Below are 15391 nucleotides of genomic sequence, written 5' to 3'. Positions count from 1 at the left end.
TTTGTATCAGCCTCTTGCATTTCACGATACGCGAACGTCATGGATTCAACCTTTGTATTTGCCAGTCGGAACCCTCTTGATCCCGCTGCCACCTAAACCTGTCGTGCAACCGAAACGCCCCATCGGCCCAAAATTCGATCTCGGTTGGCACCAGCCTGTAACCACCCCAAAACGGCGGACGTGGTGGATTTGGCCCAAGTTTGGCCGTCACCTTGGCCACCTCGGCCATCAGAGCGGACCGACTGCTAAGAGGCTGGGATTGCTTAGATGCCCATGCCCCCAATCGGCTTTTCATCGAACGGGACGCATAATACTCATCCGCCTGCGGTCCGCTTTCTTTGGTGATTGTACCACGAACTCGGATTTGTCGCCGCAGAGATTTCCAATGCATCACAAAAGCGGCTTTGCCCGCACTGTCCAGCTCGGCCGCCTTGGCGCTTTCGTAATTGGTGTAAAAGACAAAAGCCGCCGGTTCGATCTCTTTCAACAGAACCATACGCACGTTCGGCATACCGTCCGGGTCCACGGTTGCCAGCGCAATCGCGTTTGGATCGTTCGGTTCTTTTTCTTTGGCCTCGGCCAGCCACCGCTCCGCTATCACAAACGGATCGGCGCCGGCGAAAATGCCGTCACGTTCGCTCATTCCCATCCCCTGGAAACTATTGTGGCCCACCCTAGGGCGAGAACCCGCCACGGGCAAGAGCGCACGGCCTTGATGCAGCGCACCCAATGGCATAAACCATCCCAACATGACGCGAAGACAGGCGGAGAACCGAACATGTCAAATCAGTTGATGGCCGGCAAACGCGGCCTCATCATGGGACTGGCCAATGATAAATCAATCGCGTGGGGGATTGCCCGCGCCTTGTCCGAAGCCGGAGCAGAGCTGGCTTTTTCCTATCAAGGGGACGCACTTAAGAAACGCGTCGACCCTTTGGCGGCGCAACTTGGCAGCGAAATCGTCCTGCCCTGCGACGTCAGCGACGAAGAATCGATTGATGCGCTGTTCACGTCACTTGAAGAGAAATGGGGCAAACTGGACTTTGTCGTTCACGCCATCGGGTTCTCGGACAAGAACGAACTTCGTGGCCGCTACGTCGACACCTCGCGCGCGAATTTCAAGCTGACAATGGATGTATCGGTTTACTCCTTTACAGCCGTGATGCAGCGCGCTGAAAAGATGATGTCCGAAGGCAGCAGCGCAATCACCCTCACTTATTACGGTGCCGAGCAGGTTATGCCGCATTATAACGTAATGGGTGTCGCCAAGGCCGCGCTTGAAGCTTCTGTCAAATATCTGGCCGAGGATCTGGGCAAGGATGGTATCCGCGTGAACTCAATCTCGGCCGGTCCGATCAAGACGCTGGCTGCCAGTGGCATCGGCGACTTCCGCTATATCATGAAGTGGAACGAGTATAACTCGCCGTTGCGCCGCAATGTGACCATCGACGATGTTGGCAAATCGGCACTCTATCTACTGTCCGATCTCAGCAGCGGTGTCACCGGAGAGAATCTGCACGTAGATTCGGGCTATCACATCGTCGGCATGAAAGCCGTCGACGCACCGGACGTTGAAAAGGGGTAATGACATGAGCGCCAAGGATCGTCTGCCCCACGAAAAAGGGTTTCACATCAGTTGGGACCAGATTCACCGTGATTCCCGCGCCTTGGCCTGGCGGTTGGATGGCCAAGGTCCGGATGACGGTGCATGGCGCGCGGTCGTTGCTATTACCCGTGGTGGCATGGCACCGGCAATGATTGTCAGCCGTGAGTTGGACATTCGGACCGTCGACACGATCAGCGTCCGGTCCTACCACCATCAGGAACAGGGCGAAGCAGAAGTTCTGAAAGCCCCCGATGCCGAGCTGATGGGGGATGGCGAGGGCGTTCTGATCATCGACGATCTGGTCGACAGCGGCAAAACGCTGGAACTGGTGCGTGACTTGTATCCCAAGGCGCATTTCGCGACGGTGTATGCCAAGCCCAAGGGCCGCCCGATGGTCGACACGTTCATCACCGAAGTCAGCCAGGACACCTGGATTTTCTTCCCCTGGGATATGGCCCTGCAATATGTCGAGCCCTATCGCGGCACCGACTGAATCCATCCCCCAAGCGCGAGGCTGAGCCTCACAAAAGGACAGGCATGTCATGACCCAGTCCCGCACTACCGCGACATTTGCGCCTCCGGTCATGGAGGCGCGGCGCTGGTTGCAGGGGGTGGAGTTTTCCGACGACCGACCCCTGATCAATGTCAGTCAAGCGGCCCCTGTTGATCCTCCTCCGCTGGCGCTACGCGAGGCGATTGCCAGTTTTGCCGTGACAGAAGACACCGCCCACCTTTACGGGCCGGTTCTGGGCAATCCTAACCTGCGGGGCGAGCTCGCCCGGCAAATCAGCGCGCACTATGATGCGCAGGTTTCCGGCAATCAGGTGGCGATCACTTCGGGCTGCAATCAGGCTTTTGCCGCTGCGATCACTGCGATCACCGATCAGGATGACGAGGTGATTGTTCCAACGCCTTGGTATTTTAATCACAAGATGTGGCTGGACATGGCCGGGGTCCGAACCGTGGACCTGCCAACCGATGACACTCTGCTGCCAGATCCGGACACAGCCCGGACTCTGATCACTGACAAGACCCGCGCCATCGTGCTTGTGACACCGAACAACCCCGGCGGAGTGGAGTACCCTGCCCCGCTGGTGCGGGCCTTCTTTGATCTCGCAAAAGAGGCCGGTATTCGGTTGATCGTGGACGAGACCTATCGGGATTTCGACAGCCGAAGCGGCCCGCCGCATGATCTGTTTTCTCAGCCCCGCTGGGACGAAACCCTGATCCACCTGTATTCCTTTTCCAAAGCCTACAGGCTGACCGGCCACCGCGTTGGCGCGATCGCGACCAACGCGGCGCTGCTGTCCGAGATCGAGAAGTTTCTGGATACCGTCGCCATCTGCCCCGGCCAAATCGGCCAGTACGCAGCCCTCTGGGGGATGCAGAACCTGTCCCAGTGGCTTGCGGGCGAACGGGATGAAATTCTCGACCGTCGCGCGGCCATTACCGAGCTATTGCCTAGCCTGACCGACAAGGGCTGGCGGTTGTTGGGACTGGGCGCTTACTTCGCCTATTTCGAACATCCGTTCGATATCCCTTCGGACGAACTTGCCAGACGTCTGGTCCCCGAGGCCGGCATTCTGCTGTTGCCCGGAACCATGTTCATGCCGGAAAACGATCCGGCCGGGAAACGTCAGGTTCGCATCGCATTTGCCAATCTTGACCGTGCCGGATTGGGGCAATTGTTCGAACGGCTGCAGGCACTGTCCTTCTGAGCTTGCCCCCCGACGGTGCGCGTCGTATTCAGGGCCGCAACCGACAGGGCAGTTACCTGCCGAAAAAGCACGAAGAGGGCACTATGGCCGCAGGCATGAAAAACCTATCGAAGACCTTTGTCTGGATTCTCATGGGCCTTTTGATGCTTGGCCTTGCAGGGTTCGGCGCGACCAGCCTGACCGGTACGGTTCGCACCGTAGCCCAGGTCGGGAACGAGGATATCTCGGTCGATGACTATGTGCGTGAGCTCCAACGCGAAATCCGCGCTGTTGAGCAACAGACGGGTCAGCCCATGCAGATATCGCAAGCGATGGAATTCGGTCTGGACCGGCTGGCATTGTCGCGCCTGACCGCTCTGGCCGCGCTGGATAACGAAGTCGGATTGCTGGGCATCTCGATTGGCGACGAAAACCTGCAAAAGGAAATCGTTGCGATCCCTGCCTTCCAAGGGGTCAACGGCACATTTGATCGTGACGCGTATCAGTTCCAGCTGGAACAGGCTGGCATGTCGGATACCGATTTCGAATCGGACCTGCGCAAGGAAACATCCCGCACTATTGTTCAGAATGCCGTGGTCAGCGGTGTGAAGATGCCGGAAACCCTGACGCAGGTGCTGACGGACTATGTCGGCGCGCGCCGCAGCTTTACCGTTGCGACCGTGGCGCCTGATGCGCTGCCTGCGCCCGTTGCCGAACCGACCGACGAACAGGTTCAGGCCTATTACGACGAGAACACCGACCTGTTCACCCTGCCCCGGACCAAAAAGCTTACATATGCGATCCTGTCGCCCGAAATGCTGCTGGACGAAGTGGAAATCGACGAGGACGCGGTACAGCGCCTCTACGACCAGCGTTCGGCTGAATTCCAACAGCCTGAGCGTCGACTGGTCGAGCGTCTGACTTTCCCCAATGAAGATGAGGCCGAAAGCGCGATGGCGCAGCTTGAGGTTGGCGGCACAACTTTCGAACAATTGGTCCGGGATCGTCAGTTGGAACTGAGCGATATCGATCTTGGCGATGTTACCCGTGAAGACCTGGGCGACGCCGCCGATGGCGTGTTTGCCGCCGAACTGGACACCGTGGTCGGTCCGCTGCCTTCGACCTTTGGCCCTGCGCTGTTCCGGATCAACGGTTCGCTTGCTGAAAACAACACCCCGTTCGAAGACGCTGCACCTGCCCTGCGTGAAGAACTGGCCGCAGATCGCGCGCGTCGTCTGATCGAAGCTCAGGCCGAGGATATCAACGACCTGCTGGCGGGTGGTGCAACGCTGGAAGAGCTGGACGCCGAAACTGAAATGGAGCTGGGCCAGATTGACTGGACCAACCAGAGCGAAGATGGCGTCGCAGCCTATGAAGATTTCCGCAGCGCAGCCGAGGCTGTACAGGACGGCGACTTCCCCGAGGTTGCGTTCCTTGACGACGGATCGATCTTTGCCCTGCGTCTGAACGAGGTGCTTGAGCCGCGGCCAGAACCTCTGGAAACTGCGCGCGAACGCGTTGTTGCTGCATGGACGCTGGCAGAAACCAACAAGGCGCTGGAAGAACAGGCAAATACTGTTCTCGAGCAAGTGAAAGCCGATGGTGATTTCACCGCGACTGGCTTGCCTTTCCGGGTGGAAAACGCCCTGACCCGCACTGCTTTTCTGGAAGACGTGCCCGCGGATTTCATGACGCAGGTCTTTGAAATGGAACAAGGTGACCTGCGCGTCATTCCCGGTGCCGGCACCGCGTTCATCGTTCGCGTGGATGAACTGCTGCCGCCTGCCGAAACGGATGAGCTGCGTCAGGTGCAAGAGGCGCTGGCAGCACAATTGGATCAGGCGCTGGCGCAGAACATCTTTGACGCCTACGTCCGTGATGCGCAGGTCCGCGCCCGTCCCGTCGTGGATCAGCAGGCCCTGAATGCCGTTCAGGCCAGCTATTAAAAGAGACCGGATATGGCCCTGACACCCGATTTTGACGATTTCGCGCGCGCTTATGAAGCGGGCGAGAATCAGGTCGTCTACACCCGCCTTGCCGCTGATCTGGACACGCCGGTTTCCCTGATGCTCAAGCTGACGGGCGCGCAGAAAGACGCGTTCATGCTGGAATCGGTCACCGGTGGTGAGGTTCGCGGCCGGTACTCGATCATCGGCATGAAACCGGACCTGATCTGGCGCTGCCGAGGTGAGACCTCTGAACTGAACCGCTCAGCCCGGTTCGATCCCGAGGCGTTCTCGTCGCAAGACGGTAACCCGATGGGCAACCTTCGGGCGCTGCTGGCCGAAAGCAAAATTGACCTGCCAGACGACCTGCCACAGGCAGCTGCGGGTCTGTTTGGCTATCTCGGCTATGACATGGTTCGCCTGGTCGAATACCTGCCCGACGTGAACCCAGACCCGCTTGGCCTGCCCGATGCGATCATGCTGCGGCCGTCGGTCATCGCGGTGCTCGACGGTGTGAAGGGCGAAGTCACGGTAGTATCTCCGGCATGGGTCAGTGACGGACAATCCGCCAAGGCGGCCTATGCTCAGGCCGCAGAACGCGTAATGGATGCTGTGCGGGATCTGGAACGCGCCATGCCTGCCGAGACGCGCGATCTGGGGGACGCGTCCGAGGTGGCTCCGCCGGTGTCAAACTTCACCAAATCCGGCTATATGGAAGCGGTCGAAAAGGCCAAGGAATACATCCGCGCCGGCGACATCTTTCAGGTGGTCCCGGCGCAGCGCTGGACGCAAGATTTTCCGCAGCCGCCCTTCGCACTCTATCGCTCTTTGCGGCGCACGAACCCATCGCCCTTCATGTTCTACTTTAATTTCGGCGGCTTTCAGGTCGTTGGGGCCAGCCCCGAAATCCTGGTGCGCGTATTCGGAGACGAAGTCACGATCCGCCCGATCGCGGGTACGCGCCCGCGTGGAGCCACCCCCGAAGAAGACAAAGCTAACGAGGTCGACCTGCTGGCCGACAAAAAAGAGCTGGCAGAACACCTTATGCTGCTGGATCTGGGTCGCAACGACACGGGTCGGGTTTCCAAGATCGGCACCGTACGACCGACCGAAGAATTCATCATCGAACGCTATAGCCACGTAATGCACATCGTGTCCAACGTGGTCGGTGAATTGGCCGAGGACAAAGACGCGCTGGACGCTTTCTTTGCCGGAATGCCCGCCGGTACGGTATCGGGCGCGCCCAAAGTCCGCGCGATGGAGATCATCGACGAGCTGGAGCCGGAAAAGCGCGGGATCTATGGCGGCGGCGTGGGGTACTTCAGTGCAGGCGGTGACATGGACATGTGTATCGCCCTGCGTACGGCGATCGTGAAGGATCAAAAGCTGTACATTCAGGCCGGTGGCGGTGTTGTTTATGACAGCGACCCCGAAGCTGAATTCATGGAAACGGTGCACAAATCGAGCGCGATCCGTCGCGCCGCAGGGGATGCTGCCCGGTTCACTGGTTCTGGCAATTCTTAAGATGTACGGCTGACCCCAACGGTCAGCCGTTTTCTTTTTCAGGCCTTACTGACCTTCTTTCATCATGACCGCAGAGATCGGAGCCATCGCAACGCGGCTGCCCCGGTCCTCCAACCCCCACAGCAACAGGGCTGATATGGTGTCGGGGCGCAGACGTCCTAGCATGACCACCGTTCCCTGCTGGCCGGCGCGGAACGCGGCCTGGTCCAGAAAACGCCGCATGACCTTGGGGTCCTGACGCGCCCCGTCGATGTCGCGGAAGATGACACCCGAGGGGACGCCATTGCGTGCTGCCAGCTTTTGGACGGTGTTCAAACCGTTATCCTGCGTGATCAGACCGCGGCCGGTATCACCGGCAATGGCGGCGACCTGATCAGCCAGTTTGCGATTGCCCTGTATCCCGGTGTCCACGCCTTCCAGAATGCCAACGGTTTCCGGCAGGGTTTCCAGCCAGACCGCCAACGATACTTCGGCGTCCTGAGCACTGGCGGCACGTGGCAGGTCTGCAAGCGCCAGGACTTCGAAACCGGCTGCGCGGTGTCTGGCCATCTTTTCAGCCGCCTCCGGGTCGGACGGGCTGACCGCAAAGCTGAGCGGATACGGAAAGTCTTGCAGCGCTTCGGCCCCGTACGCGCCCTCGTCATCGATCAAAATGATCGACATAAGGGGTTTGGCTTCGGGGTTGTCGAACTTGGCGGCGTAGGCGTCGATCGGTTTTCCGGGCTGGATGACCTCGATTGTGCCAGATTCCGCTACCGAGACGTCTTCGCGCTCCGTCAAAGGAACCACGCGTTTGCCAATGGTGAGGCCGGTGTTTTCTGTCTCTTCTCCGCCAATCTGCGGAACAGCCGCAATCCGGGGCAATTTCCGCAGTTGCGGGTCTTCTTCACCTTCCACCGCAATTGGATTGTCCTCCGGCGGATTTACCTCCGCCTCCTGAGGTTCCGCCGCGACAGGTTGCGATTCAGGTTCCGGCTGCAGTGCAGCAACTTCAGGCTCCTGTTCCGACGGCGTCTCAGCAACTTCAGGCTGCGGCTCGACCACGACAACGATTTCCTTTTCCACGACGGGGGCCGGTGGCTCTGGCGCGGCGTCTGCCAAAACCGGCTCATCCTCGGAATTCGGCGAGAGCTGCAAGGGCGCGGGGGCCTGAGGCACGACCGGAGCTTCGGTCGAAATGGTCACTTCCGCCGTTTCGGTTGTTTCCGAGGCTTCGACCTGTGCGACGGTCTCGCTAACCTTGGGTTCGGTGTCCGGAGCGATTTCCACCTCGGCCAGCCCGGCCAGGTTGTCCGTCTGTTCTGCAGAGGCATCTGCCGAAACCGGAGGCAGGGTTACCAGATCGGCATCTGCAATGGACTCGGCGGCGTCCGTGCTGACTTCAGGAACCTCGGCTGGCGCGGGTTCCGGAGCCTCTGCGGATACTATCGGTTTTCGGGTCAAAGGGGTGTTCAGGGACAGCGCCGCGCCAAGCAGCACTACAACGACCGCCCCTGCGATCATTCCGCCTAAAAATCCGCCCATCTTAACTGCCTCTCGCCTTCATCGTGCTTCGATCGCCTCAACGCCGTTCGCCGCGCTTGTAGCCTGTGACTGCGCCCGGAACAGGATGTCCCCTTGACGCTGCCCCACAAGCCTGAGCATGTATGTCCCGACATTATACCGTGGCCAAGGGCTGTATCGCCAGTCCGAAATGCCCAAGCCGAGACAAGTGCCCAAATGCTGCTGCTGATCGACAACTACGACTCGTTTACTTACAATCTGGTACATTATTTAGGCGAACTTGGCGCCGAAATGGTCATTCGGCGGAATGATGCCTTGGATGTCCAGGAAGCGATGGCCATGAACCCGGCAGGGATCCTGCTCAGCCCCGGTCCGTGTGACCCGGATCAGGCGGGGATTTGTCTGGCTCTGACCGAAGCTGCGGCCGAGACGAAGACGCCGCTTATGGGCGTCTGTCTGGGGCATCAGACCATCGGTCAGGCATTTGGTGGAGACGTCATTCGCTGCCATGAGATCGTTCACGGCAAGATGGGGACAATGCACCACACCGGCAAAGGCGTGTTCGCCGGACTGCCGTCGCCATTTGACGCGACCCGCTATCACTCGTTGGTGGTTGACCCGAACACCTTGCCCGACTGCCTCGAAATCACGGCGGAACTGGAAGACGGGATAATCATGGGTCTGCAGCACAAAGAGCTGCCCATTCACGGCGTCCAGTTCCACCCGGAATCCATCGCCTCCGAGCATGGCCACGCCCTGCTCAAGAATTTCCTGTCCGAGATGAAAGTTCCTGCATGAGCGACGCTCTGAAACCACTGATCGGTGCCGCAGCCGACCGGCCCCTGACCCGTGCCGAGGCAGAACAGGCCTTTGGTATCCTGTTCGACGGTGAAGCCACACCCAGCCAGATCGGCGGGCTGCTGATGGCTATGCGCACACGCGGCGAAACGGTCGACGAATATGCCGCCGCTGCCGCCGTGATGCGCGCAAAGTGCAACGCGGTCAAAGCACCGGCGGGTGCGATGGATATCGTTGGCACGGGCGGCGACGGCAAAGGCACTCTGAACATCTCAACGGCAACTGCGTTTGTGGTGGCGGGCGCTGGTGTCACCGTCGCAAAGCACGGCAATCGCAACCTCAGTTCGAAATCCGGTGCCGCGGATGCCTTGGGTCAGTTGGGAATCAACGTGATGGTCGGCCCGCAAACCGTTGAAAAAGCTTTACAAGAGGTTGGCATCGGCTTCATGATGGCGCCCATGCACCATCCCGCTATTGCGCATGTCATGCCCAGCCGGCAAGAGCTTGGGACGCGCACGATTTTCAATATCCTCGGCCCGCTGACCAACCCCGCAGGTGTTCGGCGACAGCTGACGGGCGCGTTCAGTCGCGACCTGATCCGCCCGATGGCGGAAACGCTGGGCTTACTGGGTGCTGAGCATGCCTGGTTGGTCCACGGGTCGGACGGCACGGATGAGTTGACGATAACCGGGATCAGCTGGGTTGCTGCGTTGGAAGACGGCATTGTCAAAGAGGTTGAGCTGCACCCCGAAGACGCAGGGCTGCCCGTTCATCCGTTCGAGGATATTATAGGCGGAACGCCCGAGGAAAACGCTGTCGCCTTCCGCGCCTTGCTGGACGGCGCTCCCTCGGCATACCGGGACGCGGTATTGCTGAACTCCGCCGCAGCCTTGGTGGTTGCGAATGCTGCCGATGACCTGAAGGACGGCGTCGCCAAGGCGTCTGAAAGTATCGACAGCGGGAAAGCTAAAGACAAAATCGCGGCCCTGGCCCGAATTACGCAGGAGGCCGCATGACCGAGACGGTTCTGGACAAGATCAAAGCCTATAAACTCGAAGAAGTTGCGGCAGATAAGACGCAGAAGTCGCTGGAAACGCTGGAAAATGAAGCCCGCAATGCCCCTGAGGTCCGTGGGTTCGCCGATGCGCTTCGGACAGCGGCGCGTCGGGGTTACGGCTTGATCGCAGAAGTCAAGAAAGCAAGCCCGTCCAAAGGCCTGATCCGCGCGGATTTCGACCCGCCGGCTTTGGCCAAAGCCTATGAGGAAGGCGGTGCTGCATGTTTGTCGGTGCTAACCGACACACCCAGCTTTCAGGGCGCAAAGGAGTACTTGACCGCAGCCCGTGCAGCCACTTCGCTGCCAGCATTGCGCAAGGATTTCATGTACGACCCCTACCAGGTCGTTGAGGCACGCGCTTTGGGCGCGGACTGCATTCTGATCATCATGGCATCGGTTGATGACGCTCAGGCGGCTGAGCTGGAACAGACGGCTTTCGATTGGGGCATGGACGTTTTGATCGAGGTCCACGACGCAGAAGAGCTGGAACGTGCCTCGCAGTTGAAAAGCTCTCTGATCGGAATAAATAACCGCAATCTCAAGACCTTCGAGACATCTCTTGATACCACGCGGCACCTGTCGAAACTTGTCCCTGCAGACCGGACGATCGTCTGCGAAAGTGGACTGAGCACGCCCGAAGACCTTGCAGATATCGCGCGTTATGGCGCACGCTGCTTCCTGATCGGCGAAAGCCTGATGCGTCAGGACGACGTTGCAGCGGCAACCCGCCACCTGCTGGCGAGCCCGCTGATCCCCGGAGTTATGTGATGCCACTGACCCATTTTGATGCGCAGGGACAGGCCCATATGGTCGATGTCTCGGAAAAAGAGGTCACCGACCGCGTCGCTGTGGCGGCTGGGCATATCAAAATGGCGCAAGACACCTACGATCTGATTTCCGAAGGCCGCGCCAAAAAGGGTGACGTGCTGGGTGTTGCGCGTCTTGCGGGCATCATGGGTGCCAAAAAAACGCCCGATCTGATCCCGCTGTGCCATCCGCTACCGGTCACAAAGGTATCCGTCGAACTGACACTGGACCCGGACCTGCCCGGCGTTCAGGTCCAAGCTACCGTCAAGACATCAGGTCAGACAGGGGTTGAAATGGAGGCTCTGACCGCCGTGTCGACTGCCGCCCTGACCGTGTACGATATGACCAAGGCCGTCGATAAGGCCATGGAGATCGGCGGTATTCGTGTATCGCTGAAAGACGGTGGAAAGTCAGGACGTTACGAGGCGAAATGATTACTGTCGAAGAGGCCCGCGCGCTGCTGTATGATCTGGTCTCGCCCCTGCCGGCCGAAACCGTAAAACTGGCAGATGCCGCCGGACGCGTCCTTGCACAGGACGTCGTCGCCACACGCGATCAGCCGCCTTTTGCCGCGTCCTCGATGGACGGGTATGCCCTGAAATCGACCGAGGTTGAACTGCACGCGATGTTCAAAGTCATCGGCGAGTCGGTTGCAGGTAAACGTTTCGAAGGCAGCGTTGGTCCCGGCCAAGCCGTTCGTATTTTTACCGGCGCCCCCATTCCTGAGGGGGCCGATTTCGTCGTCATTCAGGAAGATACCGAACGGCGAGGCGATCTGATCACAATCTCGGACCTGCCCGGCGTAAAAACCAACATTCGTCCGGCCGGCGTCGATTTCAGCACTGGCACGAAAATCCACGCGCCCCGCCGCTTGCGCGCAGAAGACATCGCACTGATGGCGGCAATGAACGTGGCCAGGATACCAGTGGCGCGAAAGCCGGTGGTCGCATTGATTTCGACGGGCGACGAGCTGGTAATGCCCGGCGAAACACCCGGCCCAGACCAGATCATCGCCTCCAACACTTTTGGTCTGAAGGCACTGCTGGAAGACGCTGGTGCACAAGTTCGCATACTCCCCATCGCACGCGACACCGTTTCCTCGCTCGAAACCGCCTTTGGGCTGGCCGAGGGTGCTGATCTGGTCGTCACGATCGGCGGTGCCTCGGTCGGTGATTATGACCTAGTATCCGATGTCTCAACCGGCCTCGGGATGGAGCAGTCTTTCTACAAGATACGGATGCGTCCCGGTAAGCCCCTGATGGCTGGTCGGCTGGGCCGTTCCGCAATGGTTGGACTGCCGGGAAATCCTGTGAGCGCAATGGTTTGCGGCTATCTCTTTCTGTTGCCGATGGTGCGGCGCATGCTGGGCATTGAACAGGTTCTGCCCCCGCTGCAAACCGCACGTCTTACTGAACCGCTGGGCAAGAACGGACCACGAGAACATTATATGCGTGCGGTGCGGGACGAATCCGGTATCCGCGCCTGTGGCGATCAGGACAGTTCTCTGCTGAGCGTTTTGGCTGAGGCAAACGCGCTTTTGGTACGCGCACCGCATGATCCCGACCGTTCTGTTGGGGAAGAAGTTCAGTATCTGCCGATATAGGTTTTGCTCAAATCCGTTGACACAAAACGTGAACATGCGTAGAACAAAAGAAAACGCATGACCGACGAGGTGTGAGCAATGCTGACCAAGAAGCAGTTGGATTTGTTGGAATTCATCCACAAACGCGTTCAGGCGGACGGTGTTCCGCCCAGTTTTGATGAAATGAAAGCTGCGTTAGACCTCAGGTCCAAATCCGGTATCCACCGGCTGATCACCGCACTGGAAGAACGCGGGTTTATCCGGCGCCTAGCCCATCGCGCCCGCGCTATCGAAATCGTCAAACTCCCTGAAAGTTTGGGCGGAGAGCCCACGGCTGCGTTCAAGCCTCGCGTAATTGAGGGGGACAAACCGGATGGCCCGCGGCCAGCGAACTTTGAACCCGTTACCGTGAATGCAATGGAGCTGCCCGTGATGGGTCGCATCGCTGCTGGTGTACCGATCGAAGCGATCAGCCATGTTTCGCATCGTGTCGCCGTGCCCGGAACGATGGTGTCCGGAAAGGGCGAGCACTATGCTTTGGAAGTGCGCGGAGATTCGATGATCGACGCGGGCATCAACGATGGGGATGTCGTGGTAATCCGCGAAACCTCGGTCGCCGACAACGGCGACATCGTTGTCGCGCTGGTCGAGGATCAGGAAGCCACTCTGAAGCGGTTCTTCCGCCGGGGTCAGGCCATCGCCCTTGAGGCCGCCAACCCAGCTTACGAAACCCGCGTTCTGCCAGAGGAAAAGGTCAAGGTTCAGGGTCGGCTGGTCGGACTAATCCGCAGTTACTAATACCGCCTATCTTTGAGGTCTCCGGTTGATTTCGGGGACCACAGCCTGGTACCAATCGCCTCTTTGCTGGTTGTGATCTTGTTGCCAGACAGGGATAAGCTTCCCGTTTCTAACAGCCGTTTCGGATCAAACAATTCACACTCTCCGATCAATTGCAGCGCCACGGCAGAGATGACGATCTGAGTCCCATCACACTCAGTGAATCCACGCGCCGCGCGTTTTCCGGTGATGTGCAGCACCTCTTTTCCCAGCCAATCAAAGCGCTGAACACCCCCTGATCCTTGCGGCCATCTGCTTGCCGCCTGCAGCTGGTCCACACCATCCCCGTCGTTTTCCAACCAGACGGTTGCGACAAAGCCGCTTCCCTGTTCCTTACTCAACGCCCGCCCCTGCTCGGTCATCACACCAACCAGCCCGCCGCTGTCCGCAACCAAAACATCAGGGCGGTTTCCCTGCCCCCACAACAGCAGCGCCGCAGCAACCGGTGTCGCCCCAACCCATTTCCCGCGCCCTTGCCACAACGCAAGCCAGAGCCCGCCAAGCGCAATCATAGGCAGGACATAATTCGGTGGGCTCACAACATACCCTTGCGCGCCGTCCAGCCCGGACACCCATTCCGAAACCGCTAGGATCCACTCCAGCCCCAGCCCCATGACCGCCAGCGGCACGACTTCAAACCCGAACGGAGCCAGCAGCGCGGCGACCACGGCAGATGGGACAACAATCGTGCCCATGACCGGAACGGAAAGCATGTTGGCCAAAAGGCCATAGTGAGACATTGTATTGAAATGCGCCGCACCAATCGGCGCAGTTGCAAGCCCAGCGATGGCCGAAGACATCAGCAAACCCGCGACCGGCTTCAGCCATTTTGGGCCGGGCATTGGCCCGAAATCACGAAACGCTCCAAACACTGCCACAAGCGCTGTCGTCGCTGCGAAAGACATTTGGAAACCGGGACTTAGCAGGGATTCCGGGCGCAGGGTCAGGACAATCAGCGCGGCTAAGGCCACGGCTCGCAGGGAAATCGCGCGCCTGTCGATCAGTATGGCCATCAGCATGACACTGGCCATGACAAAGGCTCTTTCGGTGGCTACGTTTCCGCCGGATAGAAAAAGATAGATCGTGGCCGCGACCATCGCGCAGACAGCCGCCAGTTTGCGCACGGGCAGCCTGAGCGCCATCGCAGGAATAGACGAAAACAACAGCCTGCACATCAGGTATACAAACCCTGTCAGCAACCCCATATGCAGGCCAGAGATTGCCAGCAAATGCGCCAAGTTGGACGCCCGCAGTGACTTCAGAGTTTCTTGCCCCATACCGCTGCGATCTCCTGTTGTGACCGCGGCGGCGAACCCGCCGATCTCGCCCGGCAGGATCGTTCGGACGTGGTGGGAAATAGCCATCCGCCATTCTGTAACCCGGATGCCTTTGGGTTGTGAGGGTCCGGCGATCAGCACGGGTACACGGGTATACCCGACTGCCCCCAGCCTCTGAAACCACGCGTGCCGCCGAAAATCGAACCCACCGGGTTCGACCGGGCCCTGCGGTGGCGACAGATGGGCTGTGGTCATGATCCTCTGCCCCGGCGCAAGTGGAACCGCGTCGCCGTGCAAAGAAAGCCGGACGCGCTGCGGTCGCCGGTCGCCAGGTACATCCCCTATTCGTACCCGATCCAGCGTGACCCGCAGCGCATCCGACGCAGAGCGATCCATGGCCACGACCCGCCCCTCGACCGGGCCGTAGTAACGCCATGACAGGACCGGCTCTGCCACCGTATGGGCGCGTACACCCGCCAGGATGAACCCGGCAGCGATCAGCGCCCCCCCTGTTGCCAACGCAGCCCAGCCAGACGACAGTTTGCGCGCCACCCCCAGGCAAATGGCAATCGCAACCGCAAGGCTTGCATGCACCATCCAATCCGGTTCGAACCGGAGGCTGAAATACAGACCAATGCCGACACCCAGACACACCGGAGACCACTGAAACAAATAACCTGTCTGGTTCAGCACTGCGGCCTCGACCCGTGCCAGAACACGCATGGTTGCCCCCGTCCTTCGGGCTCGTTAGACAGGC

Annotated in this window: 14 protein-coding genes; 11 read left to right on the top strand and 3 right to left on the bottom strand. The window is 59.5% G+C overall.

Annotation, left to right across the window (positions count from 1 at the left end; genetic code table 11):
* Positions 1 to 37: 37 nt before the first annotated feature.
* Positions 38 to 643 carry a pyridoxamine 5'-phosphate oxidase gene (gene pdxH, locus MHN28_RS00765; RefSeq protein WP_239334994.1) on the bottom strand — a complete coding sequence of 202 codons (606 nt, stop codon included), beginning with the start codon at positions 641 to 643 and terminating at the stop codon, positions 38 to 40.
* Between the two features lie 135 nt (positions 644 to 778).
* Here pdxH and fabI point away from each other — a divergent pair, with 135 nt between their 5' ends.
* The 5 genes from fabI (at position 779) to trpE (ending at position 6773) form a co-directional block, all read left to right on the top strand.
* Positions 779 to 1585 (top strand): enoyl-ACP reductase FabI, encoded by an 807-nt coding sequence (fabI, locus tag MHN28_RS00760; RefSeq protein ID WP_239334992.1) that lies wholly within the window; start codon positions 779 to 781, stop codon positions 1583 to 1585.
* Positions 1586 to 1589: 4 nt separating this feature from the next.
* Positions 1590 to 2099, top strand: coding sequence for a xanthine phosphoribosyltransferase (gpt, locus tag MHN28_RS00755; RefSeq protein WP_170424560.1), 510 nt, complete (start codon positions 1590 to 1592; stop codon positions 2097 to 2099).
* 49 nt (positions 2100 to 2148) lie between these two features.
* Positions 2149 to 3324, top strand: coding sequence for an aminotransferase (locus MHN28_RS00750; protein WP_239334990.1), 1176 nt, complete (start codon positions 2149 to 2151; stop codon positions 3322 to 3324).
* An 83-nt stretch (positions 3325 to 3407) separates the two neighbouring features.
* Complete coding sequence (locus MHN28_RS00745; protein WP_239334988.1) at positions 3408 to 5249, top strand: peptidyl-prolyl cis-trans isomerase; 1842 nt, start codon at positions 3408 to 3410, stop codon at positions 5247 to 5249.
* 12 nt (positions 5250 to 5261) lie between these two features.
* Positions 5262 to 6773 carry an anthranilate synthase component I gene (trpE, locus tag MHN28_RS00740; RefSeq protein ID WP_239334986.1) on the top strand — a complete coding sequence of 504 codons (1512 nt, stop codon included), beginning with the start codon at positions 5262 to 5264 and terminating at the stop codon, positions 6771 to 6773.
* A gap of 45 nt (positions 6774 to 6818) precedes the next feature.
* Here the strand turns inward: trpE and MHN28_RS00735 are convergent, their stop codons facing one another.
* Positions 6819 to 8297 carry a divergent polysaccharide deacetylase family protein gene (locus MHN28_RS00735; RefSeq protein WP_239334984.1) on the bottom strand — a complete coding sequence of 493 codons (1479 nt, stop codon included), beginning with the start codon at positions 8295 to 8297 and terminating at the stop codon, positions 6819 to 6821.
* 195 nt (positions 8298 to 8492) lie between these two features.
* Between MHN28_RS00735 and MHN28_RS00730 the strand changes: the two genes are divergently transcribed.
* The 6 genes from MHN28_RS00730 to lexA all read left to right on the top strand — a co-directional run bounded on the left by MHN28_RS00730 (position 8493) and on the right by lexA (position 13318).
* Positions 8493 to 9074, top strand: a complete 582-nt coding sequence (locus MHN28_RS00730) for an aminodeoxychorismate/anthranilate synthase component II (RefSeq protein WP_239334982.1) — start codon at positions 8493 to 8495, stop codon at positions 9072 to 9074.
* Complete coding sequence (gene trpD, locus MHN28_RS00725) at positions 9071 to 10090, top strand: anthranilate phosphoribosyltransferase (protein ID WP_239334980.1); 1020 nt, start codon at positions 9071 to 9073, stop codon at positions 10088 to 10090. Before MHN28_RS00730 ends, trpD begins: the two co-directional genes overlap by 4 nt.
* Positions 10087 to 10899 (top strand): indole-3-glycerol phosphate synthase TrpC, encoded by an 813-nt coding sequence (gene trpC / locus MHN28_RS00720; RefSeq protein WP_239334978.1) that lies wholly within the window; start codon positions 10087 to 10089, stop codon positions 10897 to 10899. The genes trpD and trpC overlap by 4 nt, the downstream gene beginning before the upstream one ends.
* On the top strand, positions 10899 to 11372 hold the full coding sequence (gene moaC, locus MHN28_RS00715; protein WP_239334976.1) for a cyclic pyranopterin monophosphate synthase MoaC: 474 nt from the start codon (positions 10899 to 10901) through the stop codon (positions 11370 to 11372). Before trpC ends, moaC begins: the two co-directional genes overlap by 1 nt.
* The gene (glp, locus tag MHN28_RS00710; protein WP_239334974.1) at positions 11369 to 12541 is read left to right on the top strand and encodes a gephyrin-like molybdotransferase Glp; all 1173 of its coding nucleotides are present in this window, start codon (positions 11369 to 11371) and stop codon (positions 12539 to 12541) included. The genes moaC and glp overlap by 4 nt, the downstream gene beginning before the upstream one ends.
* Positions 12542 to 12619: 78 nt before the next feature.
* Positions 12620 to 13318, top strand: a complete 699-nt coding sequence (gene lexA / locus MHN28_RS00705) for a transcriptional repressor LexA (RefSeq protein ID WP_239334972.1) — start codon at positions 12620 to 12622, stop codon at positions 13316 to 13318.
* On the opposite strand, the gene MHN28_RS00700 is transcribed toward lexA, so the two are convergent.
* Positions 13315 to 15357 (bottom strand): ComEC/Rec2 family competence protein, encoded by a 2043-nt coding sequence (locus MHN28_RS00700; RefSeq protein ID WP_239334970.1) that lies wholly within the window; start codon positions 15355 to 15357, stop codon positions 13315 to 13317. The genes lexA and MHN28_RS00700 overlap by 4 nt on opposite strands.
* Between the last annotated feature and the right edge of the window lie 34 nt (positions 15358 to 15391).

Source organism: Ruegeria sp. Ofav3-42, assembly GCF_022347725.1.
GTDB lineage: Bacteria > Pseudomonadota > Alphaproteobacteria > Rhodobacterales > Rhodobacteraceae > Ruegeria.
Note: the sequence above shows the minus strand (reverse complement) of the source record. Positions and strands in the feature narration are given on the sequence as shown.

What these genes read in the sequence shown, in the direction of transcription:
- trpC (WP_239334978.1), top strand. Translation starts at nt 10,087, where the DNA reads ATGACCGAGACGGTTCTGGACAAGATCAAAGCCTATAAACTCGAAGAA.
- fabI (WP_239334992.1), top strand. Translation starts at nt 779, where the DNA reads ATGTCAAATCAGTTGATGGCCGGCAAACGCGGCCTCATCATGGGACTG.
- gpt (WP_170424560.1), top strand. Translation starts at nt 1,590, where the DNA reads ATGAGCGCCAAGGATCGTCTGCCCCACGAAAAAGGGTTTCACATCAGT.
- MHN28_RS00730 (WP_239334982.1), top strand. Translation starts at nt 8,493, where the DNA reads ATGCTGCTGCTGATCGACAACTACGACTCGTTTACTTACAATCTGGTA.
- MHN28_RS00750 (WP_239334990.1), top strand. Translation starts at nt 2,149, where the DNA reads ATGACCCAGTCCCGCACTACCGCGACATTTGCGCCTCCGGTCATGGAG.
- moaC (WP_239334976.1), top strand. Translation starts at nt 10,899, where the DNA reads ATGCCACTGACCCATTTTGATGCGCAGGGACAGGCCCATATGGTCGAT.
- MHN28_RS00700 (WP_239334970.1), bottom strand. Translation starts at nt 15,357, where the DNA reads ATGCGTGTTCTGGCACGGGTCGAGGCCGCAGTGCTGAACCAGACAGGT.
- trpE (WP_239334986.1), top strand. Translation starts at nt 5,262, where the DNA reads ATGGCCCTGACACCCGATTTTGACGATTTCGCGCGCGCTTATGAAGCG.
- lexA (WP_239334972.1), top strand. Translation starts at nt 12,620, where the DNA reads ATGCTGACCAAGAAGCAGTTGGATTTGTTGGAATTCATCCACAAACGC.
- MHN28_RS00745 (WP_239334988.1), top strand. Translation starts at nt 3,408, where the DNA reads ATGGCCGCAGGCATGAAAAACCTATCGAAGACCTTTGTCTGGATTCTC.
- trpD (WP_239334980.1), top strand. Translation starts at nt 9,071, where the DNA reads ATGAGCGACGCTCTGAAACCACTGATCGGTGCCGCAGCCGACCGGCCC.
- glp (WP_239334974.1), top strand. Translation starts at nt 11,369, where the DNA reads ATGATTACTGTCGAAGAGGCCCGCGCGCTGCTGTATGATCTGGTCTCG.
- pdxH (WP_239334994.1), bottom strand. Translation starts at nt 643, where the DNA reads ATGAGCGAACGTGACGGCATTTTCGCCGGCGCCGATCCGTTTGTGATA.
- MHN28_RS00735 (WP_239334984.1), bottom strand. Translation starts at nt 8,297, where the DNA reads ATGGGCGGATTTTTAGGCGGAATGATCGCAGGGGCGGTCGTTGTAGTG.